The following is a 17,831-nucleotide window of genomic DNA, read 5'->3' as shown; positions in this document are numbered from 1 at the left end:
GGACGGCCAGAACCGGCCCGGGAGACGTGGATGAGCACCGGCGAAAGCACGCTCGATCTTGCCGCCAGGCGCCTCGAAGGCGCGCTGGCCGCGCTGGAGCAGCGGCTGGCCGCCCGGGGAAGGTCCGCGGGCGATGAAGCCGGGCTGTTCGGCAGCGAGCGGGACGAGCTCGCCGCCGAGCTCGACAAGGCCCGCACGCGTGAAGCGGCGCTGGAGGCCGCCGGGGCCGAGGCCTCCGCGGCGCTCGGCCGCGCGATCTCCGAGATCAAGGCGGCGCTGAACGGCCAGGCCGTGGTGCAGGAGTAGTTTGATGGCGCAGATCCAGATCGAGGTGAACGGCCGCCCCTATGCGGTGGGCTGCGAGGACGGGCAGGAGGCCCACCTCATGGAGCTGGCCCGGCTGTTCGACCGGCAGGTGCGCCACGTCAGCGCCGACATGGGCCAGCTCGGCGACACCCGCCTCTTCCTGATGGGCGCCCTGCTGCTCGCCGACGAGCTGGCCGACGCCAAGAGCCGGCTCGCCGCGCTTCAGGCCGAACTCGCCCGCCAGCAGTCCGAGCGCGCGCGGCTGGAGAGCCGGGCGGTGGCGGCCCTGGAAGGCGCGGCCAAGAAGATCGAAAAGCTCGCCGCCGACGACCTCGCGGCCTGACAACTTCGTCATCCCAGGCCTTGTGCCTGGGATCCCTCTGGCCGCCTCGCTGGCGTCGCAAGGACAACCCGAAGAGGGCGGGCGCAAGGCCGAGGCCCCGCCTGCGGAAACAGGGATCCTAGGCACAAGGCCTAGGATGACGTCTGAAGGGACCGGCTTCGCTTGGATTGTGGTCGCCGAAGCCCTATCTTGGCGGCCGGCGGGTCTGCTGCGGCTCGCGTCGAAGGCGACATATTCCAGCGACCTTAATTCACTCTAAGGGAGCTGTCCCTGCCCCGGACCGTGGTCTTGGGCACACGGCGCCCACCTGGTCTATCCAGGTCGAGGGAATGAAACAGTCCTTCACGGCTCTCGCGGCGCCGCCACCCGATTCCCTGCTATAAGCGGGCGGTGGATTCCACCTCCGACAAGACTGCGCTCCGGCGCCGCCTGCGGACGCTCCGCCGGGAGTTGGCCGCCGCCCATCCCGGCGCCGCCGAGGCCGCCGCGCTGCGCCTGCCTCTCGACCGGCTGCCCGAGTTCCAGTCCTTCAGCGGCTATCACCCCATGGGCTCGGAGATCGATCCTGCGCCGCTGATGCGCAGGCTGGCCGAGACCGGCGCGGTCCCGGCTCTGCCGGTGGCCGAGAGCCTCGACGCGCCGCTGGAGTTCCGCGAACTCGACCCGGCGCTGCCGCTCGAGGCCGACGCCGCCGGCGTGCCCGGCCCGCCGCTCTGGTCGTCCGCCGTCGTGCCGGACCTGGTCATCACCCCGCTGCTCGCCTTCGACCGCCGCGGACGCCGTCTCGGGCAGGGCGGCGGACACTACGACCGCACGCTCGCGAACCTTCGGGCCATCCAGCCGGTTTTCGTCCTTGGCCTCGCCTACGCCGGCCAGGAAGTGGACGCCCTGCCGGACGAAGCGCACGATCAGCGGCTCGACGCCATCCTGACCGATGCGGAGTGGATCGAGGTCAGGTAAGGACGCGGGATGAGACTAGCTTTCTTCGGAGACGTGGTGGGGCGTTCGGGCCGCGAGGGCCTGGCCGACCATCTGCCGGCGCTGCGCCGCCGTCTCGACCTCGAGTTCGTGATCATCAACGCCGAGAACGCCGCCGCCGGCTTCGGCATCACGGAGAGCACCGCCCGCGAGCTGTTCGACGCCGGCGCCGATTGCCTGACGCTGGGCAACCACTCCTGGGACCAGAAGGAGGCGCTGACCTATATCGTCCGCGAGCCCCGGCTGATCCGGCCGCTCAACTATCCGGCCATGGCCGACGCGCCGGGCCGCGGGGTCCAGATGTTCGAGACGCAGTCCGGCAAGCGGATCGTGGTCATGAACCTGCTGGGCCGGGTGCACATGGACAGCCTCGACGACCCCTTCGCCGCGGCGGACCGCGCGCTGGAGGCGAGCCCGCTGGGCCTCGTCGCCGACGCCGTGGTGGTCGACATCCACGCGGAAGCCACCTCCGAGAAGATGGCCATGGGCCACTTCTGCGACGGCCGGGCCAGCCTGGTGGTGGGCACCCACACCCACGTTCCCACCGCCGACGCCCAGATCCTGCCGAACGGCACCGCCTACCAGACCGACGCCGGGGCCTGCGCCGACTACGACAGCGTGATCGGCAACCAGAAGGAGGAGCCGCTGCGGCGGTTCACCACCCGCATCTCCGGCGGCCGCTACAAGCCGGCCGAGGGCCCCGCCACGGTCTGCGGCGTCTTCGTGGAGACCGACCCGGTCAGCGGCCTCGCCCGCCGGATCGAGCCGATCCGCATCGGCGGCCGGCTTTCCGAGCACGTCCCCGCCCTGGAGCGCGTGGCGGCCGGCTAGCCCTTCGGCGGCGGCCTGCGGCCCTTCTCCGCCGGCCTCAGGGCGGCCAGCGTCAGGCTCCCGGCCTTCGCCCTGTCCAGCAGCTCGAACCGGCGCGCGGCGGCCCGGGCCCACTCGGCCTCGGTCACCCGGCCGTCCACGTCGAGGTCGCCGGCCCGCACCGGGTGCGGGGTGCTGAGCAGGCCGAAGCGCGCCGCCCCCTGGCGACCGAGGCTCAGGCCCCGCCCGCCGCGCCCGCGCTCGGGACGCACGCCGTCTAGTGCGATCAGGGTGATCTCCGGCGCGATCTCGGCCTCGTAGCGCTGCACCTCGAAACCGTCGACCACCTGGTCGCCGTTGAAGTCGATCACCTTGAAGAACCGCATGGCGTCGGCGCGCAGCTCCGCGGGCGTCAGCGCGCCGTCGCGGTCGCCGTCGGCGCTGGCGAACCAGTCACTCAGGCCGTCTGCGCCACGGAAGGGCTCGCCCGACGGGCTGATGAAGAGCTGGATCCGCGGCGGCGGCGGTCCGCGCGCCTCGTCCCGCGACGGCAGGAGTTCGGGCCCATCGCCGCCCGTCGCGCCCGGCGGCCCGCCGCGCGGCTGGGCCGTGGCGGCCGAAGCGGCGCTCAGGACGAGCAGGCAGGCGAGCAGGCGAAGACGCATGAGGGATCCTTCCGGGCGGCCGTCCACCTTGAGCTTAGCCTCTTGGCGGAATTACGCCCTGGGGGTCTAGTGCGACGCCTGAAACTCGGGAGGGGTCTTCGCATGGCGAAGTTCATCGTGCGCGCCATCTTCGCGGCGCTGGGGTTGTGGCTGGCGTCGAAGATCGTGCCCGGCGTCCGCGTGGACGACACCGGCAGCCTGGTCCTCGCCGCCGTGCTGCTGGGCCTGGTCAACGCCGTCGTGCGGCCGGTGGTGTTTATCCTCACCCTGCCGGTGACCATCCTGACGCTCGGCCTGTTCCTGCTGGTGGTGAACGCCGCGATGATCGGCCTCGTCGCCGTCCTGCTCTCGGGCTTCCACGTGGACGGCCTCGTCCCGGGCGTGCTCGCCGCCATCGTCACCGGCGTGACGAGCTGGATCGCCGGCATGGTCATCGGGGACGCCAAGGGCCGGGATTGAGCTTCAAGCCCTCTCCCTACCCTCTCCCTCTCGCTTCGCGGGGGGGAGGAGTGGAGTTGAGCGGCCGAGCCATAAACGCCCTCTCCCCGACCCCGGCGAAAGCCGGGGGAAGAGAGGGAGAGGGTAGGGAGAGGGCTTGGGGCGCAACGAAAAAGGGCGGGACCTTGCGGCCCCGCCCTTCATCATTTCCGTCTGAGCGCCGGACTTAGAAGTCCATGTCGCCCATGCCGCCGGGCATGCCGCCCGGGCGCCGCCGGCGCCGCCCTTCTTGGGGGCCTCGACGATGGCGGCTTCCGTGGTGATCAGCAGGCCGGCGACCGAGGCCGCGTCCTGCAGAGCCGTACGGACGACCTTCGCCGGGTCGATGACGCCGGCTTGGACCATGTCGACGTACTCTTCCGTCTGGGCGTTGAAGCCGAAGGTCGCCGAGCTGTTCTCCAGCACCTTGCCGACCACGATCGAGCCTTCGACCCCGGCGTTTTCCGAGATCTGACGGATCGGGGCCTGCAGGGCGCGGCGCACGATGGCGATGCCGGCTTCCTGGTCGTCGTTGTCGCCCTTGAAGCCTTCGAGGACCTTCGAGGCCTTGAGGAGCGCAACACCGCCGCCGGGGACGATGCCTTCTTCCACGGCCGCGCGGGTCGCGTTGAGGGCGTCGTCGACGCGGTCCTTCTTCTCCTTCACCTCGACCTCGGTCGCGCCGCCGACGCGGATCACGGCCACACCGCCCGCCAGCTTGGCGAGACGCTCTTGCAGCTTTTCCTTGTCGTAGTCCGAGGTGGTGTCCTCGATCTGCTTCTTGATCTGGGCCACGCGGCCTTCGATCCCGGCCTTGTCACCCGAGCCGTCGACGATCGTGGTGTCGTCCTTGGTGATGGTGACCTTCTTGGCGCGGCCGAGCATGTCGACGGTCACGCTCTCGAGCTTGATGCCGAGGTCTTCGCTGATCAGCTGGCCGCCGGTCAGGATGGCGATGTCTTCCAGCATGGCCTTGCGGCGGTCGCCGAAGCCCGGAGCCTTGACGGCCGCCACGCGCAGGCCGCCGCGCAGCTTGTTGACCACCAGGGTCGCCAGCGCTTCGCCTTCCACGTCTTCCGCGATGATCAGCAGCGGGCGGCCCGACTGGACCACCGCTTCCAGCACCGGCAGCAGGGGCTGCAGCGAGGAGAGCTTCTTTTCGAAGAGCAGGATCAGCGGCTCTTCGAGTTCGGCCTCCATCTTCTCGGCGTTGGTGATGAAGTACGGCGAGAGGTAGCCGCGGTCGAACTGCATGCCCTCGACGACGTCGAGTTCGGTCTCGGCGGTCTTGGCTTCCTCGACGGTGATGACGCCTTCGTTGCCGACCTTTTCCATGGCCCGGGCGATCATCTCGCCCACTTCGGTGTCGCCGTTGGCCGAGATGGTGCCGACCTGGGCGATCTCGCTGTTGGCCGAGACCTTCTTGGAGGTGCTCTTGATTTCCTCGATGACCTTGGCGACCGCCTTGTCGACGCCGCGCTTCAGGTCCATCGGGTTCATGCCGGCGGCGACCGACTTCAGGCCTTCCACGACGATGGCCTGGGCCAGCACGGTCGCGGTGGTGGTGCCGTCACCGGCCTTGTCGTTGGTCTTGGAGGCGACTTCGCGGATCAGCTGGGCGCCGAGGTTCTCGAACTTGTCCGAGAGTTCGATTTCCTTGGCCACCGACACGCCGTCCTTGGTCGAGCGCGGGGCGCCGAAGGACTTCTCGATGACGACGTTGCGGCCCTTGGGGCCGAGGGTCACCTTCACCGCGTTGGCGAGGGTGTTCACGCCGCGCAGCATGCGGTCGCGGGCGTCAGAGGCGAAATAGACGTCTTTCGCAGCCATGATGGGATCTCTTTCTGAAAGGGGGTTTGGAAAAGCGCTGGAGCGGTGCGGGCCTTAGGCCTCGAGCACGCCCAGGATGTCGCTTTCCTTCATGATCAGCAGGTCCTTGCCGTCGAGCTTGACCTCGGTGCCGGACCACTTGCCGAACAGGATGCGGTCGCCGGCCTTTACGTCCAGGGGCTGGACCTTGCCGGCTTCGTCGCGCGCGCCGGGGCCAACCGAGATGACCTCGCCTTCCTGCGGCTTTTCCTTCGCCGTGTCGGGGATGATGATCCCGCCCTTGGTCTTTTCCTCTTCCTCGACGCGCTTCACCAGCACGCGATCTCCCAGGGGACGAAACGCCATAGTCTTTCTCTCTCCGTTCGAGACGGTTTCAATCAGGGTGCGAGGCCCGGAGCGCGCTCTGTTAGCAGTCGCAGACCGTGAGTGCCAACGCTGCGCGGGACGTAGGATCGGGCGTTTCCGGAGTCAAGATGGGGACGTGGTTAAGCTTGGGATCCTCGGAGCCCGGTTGGTCGTCGGCGGCGCTCGGTCGCGGGCGGCAGGGAGCGCCGCGACCCCGATTTCGATTGGAGGCGCGCCGGAGGGCGTTCTAGGGTCTCGTCCAGGGATCGAAACGCCTTCGGAGACAGTATCCATGCGCCGCGTCATCGCGCTCGCCGCCGCCACCGCCTTCGCCGCCCCCCTTGTTCTCGCAGGGGCGGCGTCCGCCGAGACCTGGACCAAGTTCGTCGACGGTCCGAACGGCACCCAGTGGTCCTACGACGCCGACTACACCTACAAGGACAAGGCTTCCGGCCGGGTCGTGGTGATGCAGGCCGTCTCCAAGCCCGAGGCCAAGCTCGGCCCGTCGGGTCCCGGCAAGCCGGACGGCGTCGGCTACGTCTACGCCATCGACTGCGGCAAGAAGAACCTGATCACCGTCGCCGCCTACAAGCCCTCCGTCGCCCTCGACATCCCGTCCGGCTGGCGCGCCGAGACGCCGAAGAAGGCCTCGGGCCCGGAGAACGAGGCGTTGCTGGCCGCGGTCTGCCCGCATGCGGAGCACGTCCCGGTCCGCTAGAGGCGCGGCCGGATAATGTCGAAAGCTTAACTGGAAAGCCGGGCTGCCGCTCCCTACGTCGTCGGGCATGGGGTGGTGGCTCAAGCTCCTTCCGGCACTGGCGGTCCTCGCGCTTGCGGCGGCCCTGATCGCCTTCGCCAGGGCGCCGCCGCTCTATTCATGACCTGACAGGTAATCGACCGGCCTCGCCCGCCCGGGGATGCTCCCTCACGCCTTGAGACGAAGGAGCCCCAGATGCCTGTCCAATCCACCTTCCTGCGCCGCGTCATCGCCTTCGACGCGGTTACCTGTGTCGCCGCCGGCGCACTCATGACCTTCGCTGCCGAGCCTCTCGCCGCGCTCACCGGCCTCTCCGCCGACCTGACCCGTCCGGCGGGGATCTTCCTCCTCGCCTGGGCGGCCGTACTCGCCTGCGCGGCGTCCCGGCCAGCCCTGCCGCGCGCCGTGGTCTGGACGATCATCGCCATGAACCTGGCCTGGGTGGCGGAAAGCGCGCTTCTGCTGCTCCTCGGCTGGGCCAGCCCGACGGCGCTCGGCTACGGCTTCGTGGTGGTGCAGGCGCTGGCCGTCGCGGTCATCGCCGATCTGCAGTACGTCGGCCTGAAGCGGGCCGCCGCGGTCCCCCGCCTGACGCCCTCAGGGCGCGTTCCGCAAAAGTGGAAGCCGGTTTTGCGATCAGAACGCGCCCCCACTTTGAATATCTAGGGCGAGCGCCGGAACCGGAAGGTCTCGATCCAGCGCTCGCCCGTCTCGCGCTTGCGGAGCCGCAGGTGGACGTTCAGCCGGTCCGGCCCGTCGCGCTCGAACGTCAGGCCGTTGAAGAACGCGTGGCCGGCCTCCACCGCCACCAGCGGGAACTCGGTCCAGCCGTCCTTCTCCTCCCACATGGTCCCGTCCGGGTTGATGTGCTTCACCCCATAGACCAGCGACCCGTCGCGCTCGCGCAGCAGGATGAACTCGTAGAAGGCCGGCTGGCCCGCCTTCGCGCTCCGGAAATGGCCGACCATCTGTCCGCCCACGGGCGCGGCATAGGTTTCCTCGGCGGTCCCGCCCAGGCCCTCTCCGACCCACGAGCCGGTCAGCCAGGCGACGTCGGCGATCGTCGCAGGGGGCGGCTTCGCGCCGTCCGGCAGCGTACGGACCTCCGGCTCGGCCAGGGCCGGCGCGGCGATCAGCAGGGCGGCGGCGGCCATGAGGGTCGCAAGGGCCTGTCGCATGGGTCTCTCCCGGTTCCTGCCCCTGAGACGCGGCGGCCTCGGCGGATTCGACTGACGCCACGGAAGAATATTAAAACGCTTGTTTGATTTCCGGCAAAAAGCCGACCATGGTGGCGGCCTAAGCTCTAAATAACCCCTCAAAGAGCCCCGGGAGCGAACAGGATGACCATGACCGCCGATCGGCCGCAGTCGAGCTTCAAGCTCAGCCCGCAGGACGAGCTCAACGACCTGCGGATGTCGGACAAGGCGCTGCCGCTCTTCAATCGGGTGAAGGAGTTCATCCGCGAGGTGGTGGAGCCCGCCGCCGAGGAGTTCCACCGCCTGGGCGAGGACCGCGAGAGCGTCTGGGATTATGCGCCGGGTCAGCTCGAGGTGCTGGAAGCCGCCAAGGACAAGGCCAAGGCCGCGGGCCTCTGGAACTTCTTCCTGCCGGACGCCCACACCGGCGAGGGCCTGTCGAACCTCGACTACGCCTACATCGCCGTCGAGCTCGGCAAGAACCGTCTGGCCTCGGAGATCATGAACTGCGCCGCCCCCGACACCGGCAACATGGAAGTGCTGGAGCGGGTGGGCACGGCGGAGCAGAAGGAGCAATGGCTGAAGCCGCTGCTCGCGGGGAAGATCCGCTCGGCGTTCTGCATGACCGAGCTGAACACCGCCAGCTCCGACGCCAAGAACATCGACACACGCGCCGTGCGGGTCGGCGACGAGTACATCATCAACGGCGAGAAGCACTACATCTCGGGCGCGGGCGATCCTCGCTGCAAGATCATGATCACCATGGTCCGCACCGGCGGTGAGAACGACCCGCCGCACCTCCAGCAGTCCCAGATCCTGGTGCCGCTGCCGACCGAGGGTGTGGAGATCGTCGGCGGCCAGCAGGTGTTCGGCGACTACGATGCGCCGCACGGCCATATGCACATCCGCTTCAACAACGCCCGCGTGCCGGCCTCGAACATCCTGCTCGGCGAAGGCCGCGGCTTCGAGATCAGCCAGCTGCGCCTGGGCCCGGGCCGCATCCACCACTGCATGCGCGCCATCGGCTCGGCCGAAAAGGCGCTGGACCTGATGGTCACCCGCGGCATGAGCCGTGTGGCCTTCGGCAAGCCGATCATCCAGTTGGGCGGCAACATCGAGAAGGTCAGCCGCGCGCGCATCGAGATCGAGGCCATGCGCCTGATGGTGCTGAAGGCGGCGCGCGCCATGGACGTGCTCGGCAACCGCGAGGCCCGGGTGTGGATCCACATGGTCAAGGCCATGGTGCCGGAGCGTGTCTGCCAGATCATCGACCAGGCGATCCAGATGCACGGCGCGCTCGGCGTCTCGCAGCACACGCCGCTCGCCCGGATGTACGCCAACACCCGCACCCTGCGGATCGCCGACGGCCCGGACGAGGTCCACCACATGGTGGTCGGCCGCAACGAGCTGCAGCAGTTCCGCGAGGGCCCGCACGACAGCTCGATGTCGGCGGTGTTCCGCAACTAGCGGCGACGACAGGCTAGCTTGGCCATGGGGGCCGGCGCGGTGTAACCAGACACCGTGCCGGCCCCTTTCCATATCCGCCGTCTGGCGCCCGACGAGACCGGCGCGATCGCCGCCCTTGCCGACGTGCTGCTCGACTGCGTGGCGGGCGGCGCCTCGGTCTCCTTCATGGCCGACACCACCCGCGACGAGGCCGAGGGCTTCTGGCGCCGCCAGGTCGAAGCCGGTGACGGCCGCGCCATCCTGGTGGCCGAGGACGCGGACGGGATCTTCGGCGTGGTCCAGGTTATCCCGGCCGGCGCGCCCAACCAGCCGCACCGGGCGGACATCGCCAAGATGCTGGTCCACCGCCGGGCCCGCCGGCGCGGCGTCGGCGAGGCCCTTATGCGCGCGGCCGAGGCCGAGGCGAAGGCCATGGGCAAGTCCGTCCTGGTCCTCGATACCGTCACCGGCGAGGCCGGCGAGCGGCTCTACGCCCGGGTGGGCTGGACCCGCGTCGGCGTCATCCCGGACTACGCCCTCCTGCCCGACGGCCGGATGTGCGCCACCACCTACTTCTACAAGGCGCTCGCCTGATGCGGCTCGCAGCGCCCCCGCTCCGCGCATGGTGCGCAGGAGGTCCGTCGCCGGAGGGAGCCTGTGCCTCCCGCCCGGGGCGGGCTCCACGTCCGGAGGACAGTCCACATGAACTTCGCAATTGCCGCCTTCGTGGCGGTTATGGCCCTCGTAACCGCCACGCTCTCGGGCGTCTTCGGCATGGCGGGCGGCCTGCTCCTGATGGGGGGCGCTGGCCCTCGTCCTGCCGGTTAGCGCGGCCTTCGTCACCCACGGCGTCCTGCAGCTCGTCGCCAACGGCTGGCGCGCTGTCCTGCATCGCCGCCACGTCCGCTGGGACATCGTCGGCTGGTATGCGCTCGCCTCGCTGATCGCCGGGATCGCGGTGTCGCTGGTCTCCCTGGTCCCTTCGAAGCCGCTGCTCTTCCTGCTGCTCGGCCTGATCCCGGGCCTGACCTGGCTGCCCCAGCGGTGGATCAACCTCGACGCCTCGCGGCCGATCCAGGCCTTCCTCTCGGGCCTCGCCGTCACCGGCCTCAACCTGACGGCGGGGGTCGCGGGGCCGCTGCTCGACATCTTCTTCGTGCGCACCGAGCTCACCCGCCACGCCATCGTCGCCACCAAGGCGGCGACCCAGGTATTCGCCCACCTGGCGAAGATCGTCGTCTACGGCCTCCCGCTGCTGGCGTCGAAGGACGCCGGCGCGCCGCCGCTGTGGCTGTTCGCCGTGGCGATCCCGCTCTCCATGCTGGGCACCATGCTGGGCGGCCGCATCCTGAACCGCATGACCGACGTGAACTTCAAGCGCTGGACCCGCTGGATCGTCACCGGGATCGGCGGGCTCTACCTCCTCCAGGCTGCACAGCTTCTCCTCCGGTCCTGAAGGCAAAAAGAAACCCGGGTCCGTGAGGGCCCGGGTTGGGAAGTCATAGGGAGGAAACGCCCAGGATGGGCGAAACCACATCTATGTTCGCCTCTGGCGGGCACAAGGGTCGGTCGGCAAATTTTTTGGGGTGGGGCGATGAATCTGGAATCGAGGGTGCTGGAGAGCCGCTTCGTCAGGCTGGAGCCGTTCACCGAGACGCATGAGGCGGGGCTGCGCGCCGCCTGCGCCGCCGACCCCGACACCTGGAACCGGCTCTACCCCTACTCCATGCTGGGCGAAGCCTTCGATCCCCAGTGGGCCAGGCTCCGCGCGGAGCAGGCGCGCGGCGTCACCATCCCCTTCGCCGTCGTGGTCGGCGGCGCGGTACGCGGCATGACCACCTTCATCGCCGTGGACCCGGCGAACAACACCGTCGAGATCGGGGCCACCTACTATGAGCCGTCGCTGCGTGGCGGACCGGTGAACCCGTCGGCCAAGCGGCTGCTGCTTGGCCACGCCTTCGACGCCGGCGCGGCGCGCGTGCAGTTTCGCGTCGACGCGCTCAACGCCCGGTCCCGCGCTGCGGTCCTGAAGCTGGGCGCCGTCCAGGAGGGGATCCTGCGCCGCGACCGGGTCACCTGGACCGGGCGGGTCCGCGACACCGTCGTCTTCTCTATCCTCGTCGACGAATGGCCGGCGGTCAGGGACGGGCTGGACGCGCGGCTGGCCGGCTTCGCCTAGCGCTCCCGCCGGTAGCGCCAGTCCTCCGCCTCGAGCTTGCCCTTCACCGTCCCCTCGACACGCGAGCAGAGGTCGGCGCCGCAGCGGCGGTAGATCACCCGCTGAGGGAAGTCGTGGGCGAGGTTCTCGAAGGTCGCCTCGCCGTCCGGCCCCGGCTTCAGCACGAAGGCCACGGGCGGCTGGCCCTCGAAGAAGGCGGTGAAGGTGGCGCCCGCCGGCTCGGCGGTGATGCGGGTGAACTCGATGAAAGCCTTGCGGCCCGGCCGGTTGGTCTGGCCCACGCCGGCCATGGCTCCGTCCTTCGGCGCCAGCCAGGTCTCGCGGACCAGCTTGCCCTCCTGCTCGCTGACCCAGGTTCCGGCCAGCCAGTCGAGCTTCGCCACGTCCGCCGCCGCGTCGGCCAGCAGCGCCACGGCCATCAGTCCTGCAGCGATCATGCCTGCGCTCCCTTCTTGCGCCGCGCCCGGAAGAAGCCCTGCAGCAGGGCGGCGCTCTCCTGCGCCATCAGCCCGCCCTCGACGGCCGGCCGCCAGTGGCAGGTCGGCTGCTCGAAGAACCGCGGCCCATGGACGACCGCGCCGCCCTTCGGGTCCTCGGCCCCGAACAGGACCCGCCCGATCCGCGCGTGGCTGATGGCGCCCGCGCACATGGCGCAGGGCTCGAGGGTGACCACCAGGGTCAGGCCGGTCAGCCGGTAGTTGCCGAGCTTCCGCGCCGCCTCGCGCAGGGCCACGATCTCGGCGTGGGCGGTGGGATCATGGCTGCCGATCGGCTGGTTGGCGCCTACCGCCACCACCTCGCCGGTGGCCGGATCGACCACCACGGCGCCCACCGGCGTCTCGCCCGCGTCGGCTGCGGCTTGCGCGGCTTGAAGCGCGATGCGCATTGTCCGGTCGTCATGGTCCACGATCCGCACCGAACCGGCGGCAAGCCCCCCGGTCAAGCCCGCACGTCCGAGAAGCCCCGGGAGGGCGCCCCGCAGGCCGGCGGCGACCGCATCGCCAAGGCGCTGGCCCGCGCCGGCGTCGGCTCGCGCCGCGACGTGGAGCGCTACATCGCCGAGGGCCGGGTCGCCCTGAACGGCCAGGTGCTGACCTCGCCGGCCGTGAAGGTCGAGCCGGGCGACATCCTCACCGTCGACGGCCAGGTGGTGGAGGGCGCCGAGCCCACGCGCCTGTTCCGCTACCACAAGCCGGTCGGCCTGCTGACCAGCCACAAGGACCCGGCCGGCCGGCCCACCGTCTTCGGCGCCCTGCCGGACGGCCTGCCCCGCCTGATCAGCGTCGGGCGTCTCGACATCAACTCCGAGGGCCTGCTGCTGCTCACCAACGACGGCGAGCTGGCCCGCGCGATGGAGCTGCCGCAGGCCGGCGTCGTCCGCCGCTACCGGGCCCGGGCGCACGGCCGGATCACCCAGGATCGGCTCGACAAACTGAAGGACGGCATCACCGTCGAGGGCGTCCGCTACGGCGCCATCGACGCGAAGCTCGACAAGGCCAAGGAGGGCCCGCAGGGCTCCAACCTCTGGATCACCGTCACCCTCTCGGAGGGCAAGAACCGCGAGGTCCGCCGCGTGCTGGAGGCGCTCGGCCTGAAGGTGAACCGGCTGATCCGCCTGGCCTACGGACCCTTCGCGCTCGGCACGCTGGCCGTCGGCGAGATCGAGGAGGTCGGCCCGCGCGTGATCCGCGAGCAGCTCGCCGACCACATCCCGCCGGAGAACATGCCCAAGGGCGACCGGCCGCAGTTCCAGAAGACCGCCACCGCGACCCCGCCGCGCCGCCGCCAGGCCGCGGCCCCGGAGGGCGCGACCCTGATCGACCGCGGGCCCCGCCGCGCCGACGAGGCCCGGCCCCGCGGCCGCCCGGGCGCGCGCCCGCAGGGCACCAAGGCCGGCCAGAAGCCCGGCGCGAAGCCGGCGTGGAAGGCCGAGCGTCCGGCCGGTCCGGGCCGCCCGGGCCCCGCGCGCCCCGCCGCAGCCGCCGGCGACGGTCCGAAGAAGAAGGTGTTCAAGGCCGGCTGGGCCAAGCCCAAGCCCAAGGCCAGCCACGCGCCGAAGAAGCCCGGCGGCGGCCCGAAGAAGCGCGGCTAGATGCGCATCGTCTCCGGCGACTTCCGCGGCAAGGCCCTCGTCACCCCGCCCGGCCAGACCACGCGGCCCACGTCCGACCGCGCCCGCCAGGCGGTGTTCAACATCCTGGAACACGCCGCCTGGTCCGGCGGCGTGCGCGACGCCCGCGTCATCGACCTCTTCGCGGGCTCCGGCGCGCTGGGCTTCGAGGCCCTGTCGCGCGGCGCCGCCTTCTGCCTGTTCGTGGAGACCGACGAGGACGCCCGTGGCGCGATCCGCGAGAACGTCGACGCCATGCACCTGTTCGGCCGCACCCGGGTCCACCGCCGCGACGCCACCAATCTCGGCCAGCGCCCCGGCGCCGACGGCCCGGCCTTCGACCTCGCCTTCCTCGACCCGCCCTACGCCAAGGGGGCTCGGCGAGGTCGCGCTGGCCAAGCTCGCCGCCGGCGGCTGGCTGGCGCCCGGCGCTGTCGTGGTCTTCGAGCGCGGCGTCGGCGAACCCGACTTCAGCGTCGACGGCTTCGAACCCCTCGACGCCCGCGACTACGGCGCGGCCCGGGTGCACTTCCTGAAGTACGGCGGCTGACCTCGGCGGCCCTCTCCCTACCCTCTCCCTCTCTTCCCCCGGCTTTCGCCGGGGTCGGGGGAGAGGAGGCTATGCTCGCCCTCTCAGCTCCACTCCTCTCCCCCGCGAAGCGGAGAGGGAGAGGGTTAGGGAGAGGGCCTAGGCCGCCGCTTGTTCAGCGCCGTCCGAACAGCCGCTCGATGTCGGCGAGCTTCAGTTCCACATAGGTCGGCCGGCCGTGGTTGCACTGGCCGGAGTGAGGCGTGGCCTCCATCTGGCGGAGCAGGGCGTTCATCTCGGGCGCGTTCAGCCGCCGTCCCGCCCGCACCGAGCCGTGGCAGGCCATGGTCCCGCAGACCTCCTCCATCCGCTCCTTCAGCGCCAAAGCCTGGCCGTTCTCGGCGAGGTCGTCGGCGATGTCGCGCACCAGCCCCTGGACGTCGGTCTGTCCGAGCAGGGCGGGAACCTCGCGGACCAGCACGGCGCCCGGCCCGAAGGCCTCGACCACCAGGCCCATCTCGGCGAGTTCCTCGGTGCGCGCCGCGATGCGCTCGGCCTCGGCAGGATCGAGCTCCACCACCTCAGGCAGCAGGAGCGCCTGGCGGGCGACGCCGCCATGCGCCATCTCCACCTTCATCCGCTCATAGACCAGCCGCTCGTGGGCGGCGTGCTGGTCGACGATCACCACCCCGTCGCGGGTCTGGGCGACGATGTAGGTCTCGTGCACCTGGGCCCGGGCCGCGCCCAACGGATAGTCGATGGGGTCGAACACCGGGGCGGGCGCGGCGCCGGCCTCGCCGACCGTCGGATAGCTGGCGGGCTCGCCCGAAGGCTCCCACTGCGGCTCGGCGCGGGCGGAGATCTCGCTCAAGCCCGGGATCGCCTGAACCGCCGCGGCCAGCGGCGAGGGCGTCCAGCCCCCCTGCCGCCAGGCCGAGAACCCGCCCGGCGGCTGGGCCGGCGCCTCCGGCCGGAAGCCGCCGAGGGCCGCCATCGAGACGGTGGTCGACGCCCGGTGGCCGGCGGCGGCGAGCGCGTGGCGCAGCCCGCCGACGATCAGGCCGCGCACCCCGCCGGGGTCGCGGAACCGCACCTCCGCCTTGGCCGGGTGGACGTTGACGTCCACCTGCGTCGGGTCGAGGTCGATGTAGAGCGCCGCCAGCGGATGCCGGTCGCGGGCCAGGAAGTCGGCGTAGGCGGCGCGCAGGGCCCCCTGCAGCAGCCGGTCGCGCACCGGGCGGCCGTTGACGAACAGGTACTGGTGGGCGGCGTTGCCCCGGTTGTAGGTCGGCAGGCCCGCATAGCCGGAGAGCCTGACGCCCTCGCGCTCGTGGTCGATGAGGAGAGCGTTCTCGGAGAACTCCCGGCCCATGATGGCGGCCAGCCGCGCGAGCCGCCCCTCGTCGCCGGCCGCCTCGGCGGGCAGGCGCAGCGTCCGGCGGCCGTCGAGGTCGAGCGAGAAGCCGACGGCCTCGTGGGCCATCGCCTGGCGCTTCAGCTCCTCGGTGATCGCCAGCGCCTCGGAGCGCTCGGACTTCATGAACTTCAGGCGCGCGGGCGTGGCGTAGAAGAGGTCTCGGACCTCCACGCGCGCGCCGTGCGGGCCCGGGAAGGCGGCCGGCGCCACTTGGCCCACCGCGCCGGCCTCCACCTGGATCTGGTGGGCGTCGGCGAACCCCTTGGCGCGCGAGGTGATCGCCAGCCGCGCCACCGAGCCGATCGACGGCAGGGCCTCGCCGCGGAAGCCGAGCGTCAGGATGCGCAGCAGGTCGTAGTCGCCGTCCACGCCGGGGGCGAGCTTCGACGTGGCGTGCCGCTCCACCGCGAGCGGGAGCTGGTCGGGCGCGAGCCCCGAGCCGTCGTCGGCGACCAGGATGCGGGTCAGCCCGCCGCCGTCGGCCTGCACCTCGATCCGCGTGGCGCCGGCGTCGAGGGCGTTCTCGACGATCTCCTTCACCGCGCTCGCCGGACGCTCCACCACCTCGCCGGCGGCGATGCGGTTGACGAGTTCGGTGGGCAGGCGGCGGATCGGCATGACGGGGCTTTCGCGGAGCCCCGCAATATAGGACGATTCCGGCCCGGGGCCCGAACTCCTAGGCTGAAGTCCATGCGTCCGTTTCGCCCCCTCGCCCTTCTCCTCCTCCTGGCCCTGATCGCGGCGCCGGCCATGGCGCAGACGCCCGCGCCGCCCGCGCCGTTGGCCGATCCCGACGCGGCGCTCGTCGAGGAGCTGGTGGTGGTGGGCCGCCTGCCGGGCCCGGCCTGGTGGACGGTCTCGGACGGCGACACCACGGTCCATGTCCTGGGCGTCCCCTCACTCGCGCCGAAGCGCATGCAGTGGGACCGGGCGATCTTCGAGAACCGGCTCGCCGGCGCCAACGCCGTGATCCTGCCCTTCACCAACATCCGGGCGAAGGGCGTGGGCGCGCTGGGCGCGGGGCTCAACCTGCTGCGCCTGCGCTCCGGCGGGCCGTTCGAGGACCGGCTCGATCCGGCGACCCGGGCCCGCTTCGTGGCGGTGCGCGAACGGCTCGGCCAGCCGAAGAAGCACTATCCCACGTCCAATGCGCTGGCCGCCGGCGTCCAGCTCGCCGCCGACTACCGGGAGGCGCACGAGCTCACCACGACTGACCCGGCCAAGCTCGTGGAGCTGCTGGCGCGCCGCGCCAATGTTCCGGTCGTGGAGAGGACCTACGACATCGGCCCCCTGCTGGGCGCGATCATCCGCACCTCGCCGGAGACCGGCCGGCTCTGCTTCGACGAGGTGCTGGCCCAGGCCGAGGCCGGACCGGGCGTGACGCTCCAGGCGGCCAGGGCCTGGGCGACGGCGGACGTCCCGGGCGCCCTGGAGAACGAACGCACCTACGAACGCTGCCTGGTCGCGGTGCCGGGCGGCCGCCAGTTCGACGAACGGATGAAGGCTGACACGGTGGCGGCGATCAATGCGGCCCTGGCGAAGCCCGGCCACGCCATCGCCCTGGTGCCGCTGCGACCGCTCCCTGGCCGAACGCGGCGTCCTCGACCGCCTGCGCGGCCAGGGCCTGAAGGTGACGACCCCGGGCGAGGTGGCCGAGACTGAGCCCTGAAACGAAAATCCCTCCCCTTAAGGGGAGGGAGGACGAGGCGCAGCCTCGGACGGGTGGGGGTGTCACGACCAGGTGCGGAGCCTGGACGAGAATTCCCCACCCCGGTCGCTGACGCGACCTGCCCTCCCCTGAAGGGGAGGGATGAAGATCAAAGCCCCGGCAGCTTCAGCTTGCCGCCGCCGCCGCGGTTGATGACCACGGTCTTGCCGCCGGTCAGCGACTTCACGCGCTCTTCCTCGGACTGGGCGTCCACCGGGGTCGGCGTGTTGTCCTGGGCGCCGGCCGTGGCCGTGGTGGGCTCCTGCGCCTTCCAGAACATCACCCGGTCGGCGAAGCTCTTGTCCTTGTGGGCCACGTCGCCGAACTCGTCGTCGACCACGTAGCGGATCAGCGGGTCGGCCTTCTCGGCGCCGGCCTTGGCGGCCAGCAGCTTCTCGCCGTCGGAACGGACCTGGGCCTCGCGCTGCCCGAGCAGGGCGGTGCGCGCGGCGCTCTCCGGCTGCAGCTCCTGCGGGCGCGGCTCGCCCAGCGCCGGCGGGCGCAGCGCATAGTCCGGCGGCACCACCAGCGGGGCCTTGGTCACGACGCGGAACTCGTCCGGGGTCACCTTCGACATGCCCAGGGCCTTGGAGGTGGACTGGCAGCCCGCCAGGCCCGCCGCCGCAGCCATGAAGGCCGTGGCCACGATCACTCGGTTGACGCTCATCGGTTCAGACGCTCCTCAAGGCCGCCCCCGGCCGAATGGCGTGGATAACCCAAGACCTGCCCGGGCGC

21 protein-coding genes, 1 other RNA gene and 2 pseudogenes are annotated in these 17,831 nt (G+C 71.1%); 16 read left to right on the top strand and 8 right to left on the bottom strand.

The features are described from left to right. The first annotated feature begins 30 nt into the window (after positions 1–30). The 5 genes from LRS04_RS05455 to LRS04_RS05435 all read left to right on the top strand — a co-directional run bounded on the left by LRS04_RS05455 (position 31) and on the right by LRS04_RS05435 (position 2,458). Positions 31–306: a DUF4164 family protein gene (locus LRS04_RS05455; RefSeq protein WP_257815503.1), complete on the top strand. Its 276-nt coding sequence runs from the start codon at positions 31–33 to the stop codon at positions 304–306. Between the two features lie 4 nt (positions 307–310). Continuing rightward, positions 311–649 (top strand): cell division protein ZapA, encoded by a 339-nt coding sequence (locus LRS04_RS05450; protein WP_257815502.1) that lies wholly within the window; start codon positions 311–313, stop codon positions 647–649. A gap of 202 nt (positions 650–851) precedes the next feature. Further along, positions 852–1,012: non-coding RNA, 6S RNA (gene ssrS / locus LRS04_RS05445), on the top strand. 27 nt (positions 1,013–1,039) lie between these two features. After that, the gene (locus tag LRS04_RS05440) at positions 1,040–1,609 is read left to right on the top strand and encodes a 5-formyltetrahydrofolate cyclo-ligase (protein WP_257815501.1); all 570 of its coding nucleotides are present in this window, start codon (positions 1,040–1,042) and stop codon (positions 1,607–1,609) included. 9 nt (positions 1,610–1,618) lie between these two features. Then, on the top strand, positions 1,619–2,458 hold the full coding sequence (locus tag LRS04_RS05435) for a TIGR00282 family metallophosphoesterase (protein WP_257815500.1): 840 nt from the start codon (positions 1,619–1,621) through the stop codon (positions 2,456–2,458). On the opposite strand, the gene LRS04_RS05430 is transcribed toward LRS04_RS05435, so the two are convergent. Continuing rightward, positions 2,455–3,102 carry a hypothetical protein gene (locus LRS04_RS05430; RefSeq protein WP_257815499.1) on the bottom strand — a complete coding sequence of 216 codons (648 nt, stop codon included), beginning with the start codon at positions 3,100–3,102 and terminating at the stop codon, positions 2,455–2,457. The two genes, LRS04_RS05435 and LRS04_RS05430, sit on opposite strands and share 4 nt — an antisense overlap. A gap of 102 nt (positions 3,103–3,204) precedes the next feature. Between LRS04_RS05430 and LRS04_RS05425 the strand changes: the two genes are divergently transcribed. Beyond that, complete coding sequence (locus LRS04_RS05425) at positions 3,205–3,561, top strand: phage holin family protein (protein ID WP_257815498.1); 357 nt, start codon at positions 3,205–3,207, stop codon at positions 3,559–3,561. Positions 3,562–3,766: 205 nt separating this feature from the next. Here the strand turns inward: LRS04_RS05425 and groL are convergent. After that, positions 3,767–5,409, bottom strand: a pseudogene (gene groL / locus LRS04_RS05420) (chaperonin GroEL). Between the two features lie 54 nt (positions 5,410–5,463). Continuing rightward, positions 5,464–5,754 (bottom strand): co-chaperone GroES, encoded by a 291-nt coding sequence (groES, locus tag LRS04_RS05415; RefSeq protein ID WP_257815497.1) that lies wholly within the window; start codon positions 5,752–5,754, stop codon positions 5,464–5,466. A 292-nt stretch (positions 5,755–6,046) separates the two neighbouring features. On the opposite strand from groES, the gene LRS04_RS05410 reads away from it, so the two are divergent. Further along, positions 6,047–6,472 carry a hypothetical protein gene (locus tag LRS04_RS05410; RefSeq protein ID WP_257815496.1) on the top strand — a complete coding sequence of 142 codons (426 nt, stop codon included), beginning with the start codon at positions 6,047–6,049 and terminating at the stop codon, positions 6,470–6,472. Positions 6,473–6,706: 234 nt separating this feature from the next. After that, positions 6,707–7,177: a hypothetical protein gene (locus LRS04_RS05405; protein WP_257815495.1), complete on the top strand. Its 471-nt coding sequence runs from the start codon at positions 6,707–6,709 to the stop codon at positions 7,175–7,177. Here the strand turns inward: LRS04_RS05405 and LRS04_RS05400 are convergent. Next, positions 7,174–7,689 carry a DUF6265 family protein gene (locus LRS04_RS05400; RefSeq protein WP_257815494.1) on the bottom strand — a complete coding sequence of 172 codons (516 nt, stop codon included), beginning with the start codon at positions 7,687–7,689 and terminating at the stop codon, positions 7,174–7,176. The two genes, LRS04_RS05405 and LRS04_RS05400, sit on opposite strands and share 4 nt — an antisense overlap. Positions 7,690–7,851: 162 nt before the next feature. Here LRS04_RS05400 and LRS04_RS05395 point away from each other — a divergent pair, with 162 nt between their 5' ends. The 5 genes from LRS04_RS05395 to LRS04_RS05375 all read left to right on the top strand — a co-directional run bounded on the left by LRS04_RS05395 (position 7,852) and on the right by LRS04_RS05375 (position 11,332). Beyond that, the gene (locus tag LRS04_RS05395) at positions 7,852–9,174 is read left to right on the top strand and encodes an acyl-CoA dehydrogenase family protein (RefSeq protein WP_257815493.1); all 1,323 of its coding nucleotides are present in this window, start codon (positions 7,852–7,854) and stop codon (positions 9,172–9,174) included. A 54-nt stretch (positions 9,175–9,228) separates the two neighbouring features. Continuing rightward, positions 9,229–9,747, top strand: coding sequence for a GNAT family N-acetyltransferase (locus tag LRS04_RS05390; protein ID WP_257815492.1), 519 nt, complete (start codon positions 9,229–9,231; stop codon positions 9,745–9,747). Between the two features lie 108 nt (positions 9,748–9,855). After that, entirely contained in the window at positions 9,856–9,981 is a 126-nt protein-coding gene (locus tag LRS04_RS05385) for a hypothetical protein (RefSeq protein WP_257815491.1), read from the top strand. After that, the gene (locus LRS04_RS05380; RefSeq protein WP_308238287.1) at positions 9,959–10,609 is read left to right on the top strand and encodes a TSUP family transporter; all 651 of its coding nucleotides are present in this window, start codon (positions 9,959–9,961) and stop codon (positions 10,607–10,609) included. Before LRS04_RS05385 ends, LRS04_RS05380 begins: the two co-directional genes overlap by 23 nt. Before the next feature lie 138 nt (positions 10,610–10,747). Further along, complete coding sequence (locus LRS04_RS05375) at positions 10,748–11,332, top strand: GNAT family N-acetyltransferase (protein ID WP_257815490.1); 585 nt, start codon at positions 10,748–10,750, stop codon at positions 11,330–11,332. Here LRS04_RS05375 and LRS04_RS05370 read toward each other — a convergent pair. Next, positions 11,329–11,769 (bottom strand): DUF6265 family protein, encoded by a 441-nt coding sequence (locus LRS04_RS05370; protein WP_257815489.1) that lies wholly within the window; start codon positions 11,767–11,769, stop codon positions 11,329–11,331. The genes LRS04_RS05375 and LRS04_RS05370 overlap by 4 nt on opposite strands. Beyond that, positions 11,766–12,218, bottom strand: coding sequence for a tRNA adenosine(34) deaminase TadA (gene tadA, locus LRS04_RS05365; RefSeq protein ID WP_257815487.1), 453 nt, complete (start codon positions 12,216–12,218; stop codon positions 11,766–11,768). Before tadA ends, LRS04_RS05370 begins: the two co-directional genes overlap by 4 nt. Positions 12,219–12,230: 12 nt before the next feature. Between tadA and LRS04_RS05360 the strand changes: the two genes are divergently transcribed. Together LRS04_RS05360 and rsmD are read left to right on the top strand one after the other, a co-directional pair. Continuing rightward, positions 12,231–13,424 carry a pseudouridine synthase gene (locus LRS04_RS05360; protein WP_257815486.1) on the top strand — a complete coding sequence of 398 codons (1,194 nt, stop codon included), beginning with the start codon at positions 12,231–12,233 and terminating at the stop codon, positions 13,422–13,424. Continuing rightward, positions 13,425–13,992: pseudogene (gene rsmD, locus LRS04_RS05355) on the top strand (16S rRNA (guanine(966)-N(2))-methyltransferase RsmD). Positions 13,993–14,146: 154 nt separating this feature from the next. On the opposite strand, the gene mutL reads toward rsmD, so the two are convergent. Next, entirely contained in the window at positions 14,147–16,006 is a 1,860-nt protein-coding gene (gene mutL / locus LRS04_RS05350) for a DNA mismatch repair endonuclease MutL (protein WP_257815485.1), read from the bottom strand. Between the two features lie 72 nt (positions 16,007–16,078). Here mutL and LRS04_RS05345 point away from each other — a divergent pair, with 72 nt between their 5' ends. Beyond that, entirely contained in the window at positions 16,079–17,050 is a 972-nt protein-coding gene (locus LRS04_RS05345; protein ID WP_257815484.1) for a TraB/GumN family protein, read from the top strand. 155 nt (positions 17,051–17,205) lie between these two features. Here LRS04_RS05345 and LRS04_RS05340 read toward each other — a convergent pair whose 3' ends face one another. Further along, complete coding sequence (locus LRS04_RS05340; RefSeq protein ID WP_257815483.1) at positions 17,206–17,763, bottom strand: DUF3035 domain-containing protein; 558 nt, start codon at positions 17,761–17,763, stop codon at positions 17,206–17,208. Between the last annotated feature and the right edge of the window lie 68 nt (positions 17,764–17,831).

Origin of the sequence: Phenylobacterium sp. J367, assembly GCF_024699985.1 — a bacterium.
Taxonomy (GTDB): Bacteria; Pseudomonadota; Alphaproteobacteria; order Caulobacterales; family Caulobacteraceae; genus Phenylobacterium.
This window is presented reverse-complemented; position numbering and strand designations above follow the sequence as displayed.

What these genes read in the sequence shown, in the direction of transcription:
- LRS04_RS05435 (WP_257815500.1), top strand. Translation starts at nt 1,619, where the DNA reads ATGAGACTAGCTTTCTTCGGAGACGTGGTGGGGCGTTCGGGCCGCGAG.
- LRS04_RS05340 (WP_257815483.1), bottom strand. Translation starts at nt 17,763, where the DNA reads ATGAGCGTCAACCGAGTGATCGTGGCCACGGCCTTCATGGCTGCGGCG.
- LRS04_RS05385 (WP_257815491.1), top strand. Translation starts at nt 9,856, where the DNA reads ATGAACTTCGCAATTGCCGCCTTCGTGGCGGTTATGGCCCTCGTAACC.
- LRS04_RS05345 (WP_257815484.1), top strand. Translation starts at nt 16,079, where the DNA reads ATGCGTCCGTTTCGCCCCCTCGCCCTTCTCCTCCTCCTGGCCCTGATC.
- groES (WP_257815497.1), bottom strand. Translation starts at nt 5,754, where the DNA reads ATGGCGTTTCGTCCCCTGGGAGATCGCGTGCTGGTGAAGCGCGTCGAG.
- LRS04_RS05405 (WP_257815495.1), top strand. Translation starts at nt 6,707, where the DNA reads ATGCCTGTCCAATCCACCTTCCTGCGCCGCGTCATCGCCTTCGACGCG.
- LRS04_RS05370 (WP_257815489.1), bottom strand. Translation starts at nt 11,769, where the DNA reads ATGATCGCTGCAGGACTGATGGCCGTGGCGCTGCTGGCCGACGCGGCG.
- LRS04_RS05425 (WP_257815498.1), top strand. Translation starts at nt 3,205, where the DNA reads ATGGCGAAGTTCATCGTGCGCGCCATCTTCGCGGCGCTGGGGTTGTGG.
- LRS04_RS05450 (WP_257815502.1), top strand. Translation starts at nt 311, where the DNA reads ATGGCGCAGATCCAGATCGAGGTGAACGGCCGCCCCTATGCGGTGGGC.
- LRS04_RS05400 (WP_257815494.1), bottom strand. Translation starts at nt 7,689, where the DNA reads ATGCGACAGGCCCTTGCGACCCTCATGGCCGCCGCCGCCCTGCTGATC.
- LRS04_RS05455 (WP_257815503.1), top strand. Translation starts at nt 31, where the DNA reads ATGAGCACCGGCGAAAGCACGCTCGATCTTGCCGCCAGGCGCCTCGAA.
- LRS04_RS05410 (WP_257815496.1), top strand. Translation starts at nt 6,047, where the DNA reads ATGCGCCGCGTCATCGCGCTCGCCGCCGCCACCGCCTTCGCCGCCCCC.
- LRS04_RS05430 (WP_257815499.1), bottom strand. Translation starts at nt 3,102, where the DNA reads ATGCGTCTTCGCCTGCTCGCCTGCCTGCTCGTCCTGAGCGCCGCTTCG.
- tadA (WP_257815487.1), bottom strand. Translation starts at nt 12,218, where the DNA reads ATGCGCATCGCGCTTCAAGCCGCGCAAGCCGCAGCCGACGCGGGCGAG.
- LRS04_RS05375 (WP_257815490.1), top strand. Translation starts at nt 10,748, where the DNA reads ATGAATCTGGAATCGAGGGTGCTGGAGAGCCGCTTCGTCAGGCTGGAG.
- LRS04_RS05360 (WP_257815486.1), top strand. Translation starts at nt 12,231, where the DNA reads ATGGTCCACGATCCGCACCGAACCGGCGGCAAGCCCCCCGGTCAAGCC.
- LRS04_RS05395 (WP_257815493.1), top strand. Translation starts at nt 7,852, where the DNA reads ATGACCATGACCGCCGATCGGCCGCAGTCGAGCTTCAAGCTCAGCCCG.
- mutL (WP_257815485.1), bottom strand. Translation starts at nt 16,006, where the DNA reads ATGCCGATCCGCCGCCTGCCCACCGAACTCGTCAACCGCATCGCCGCC.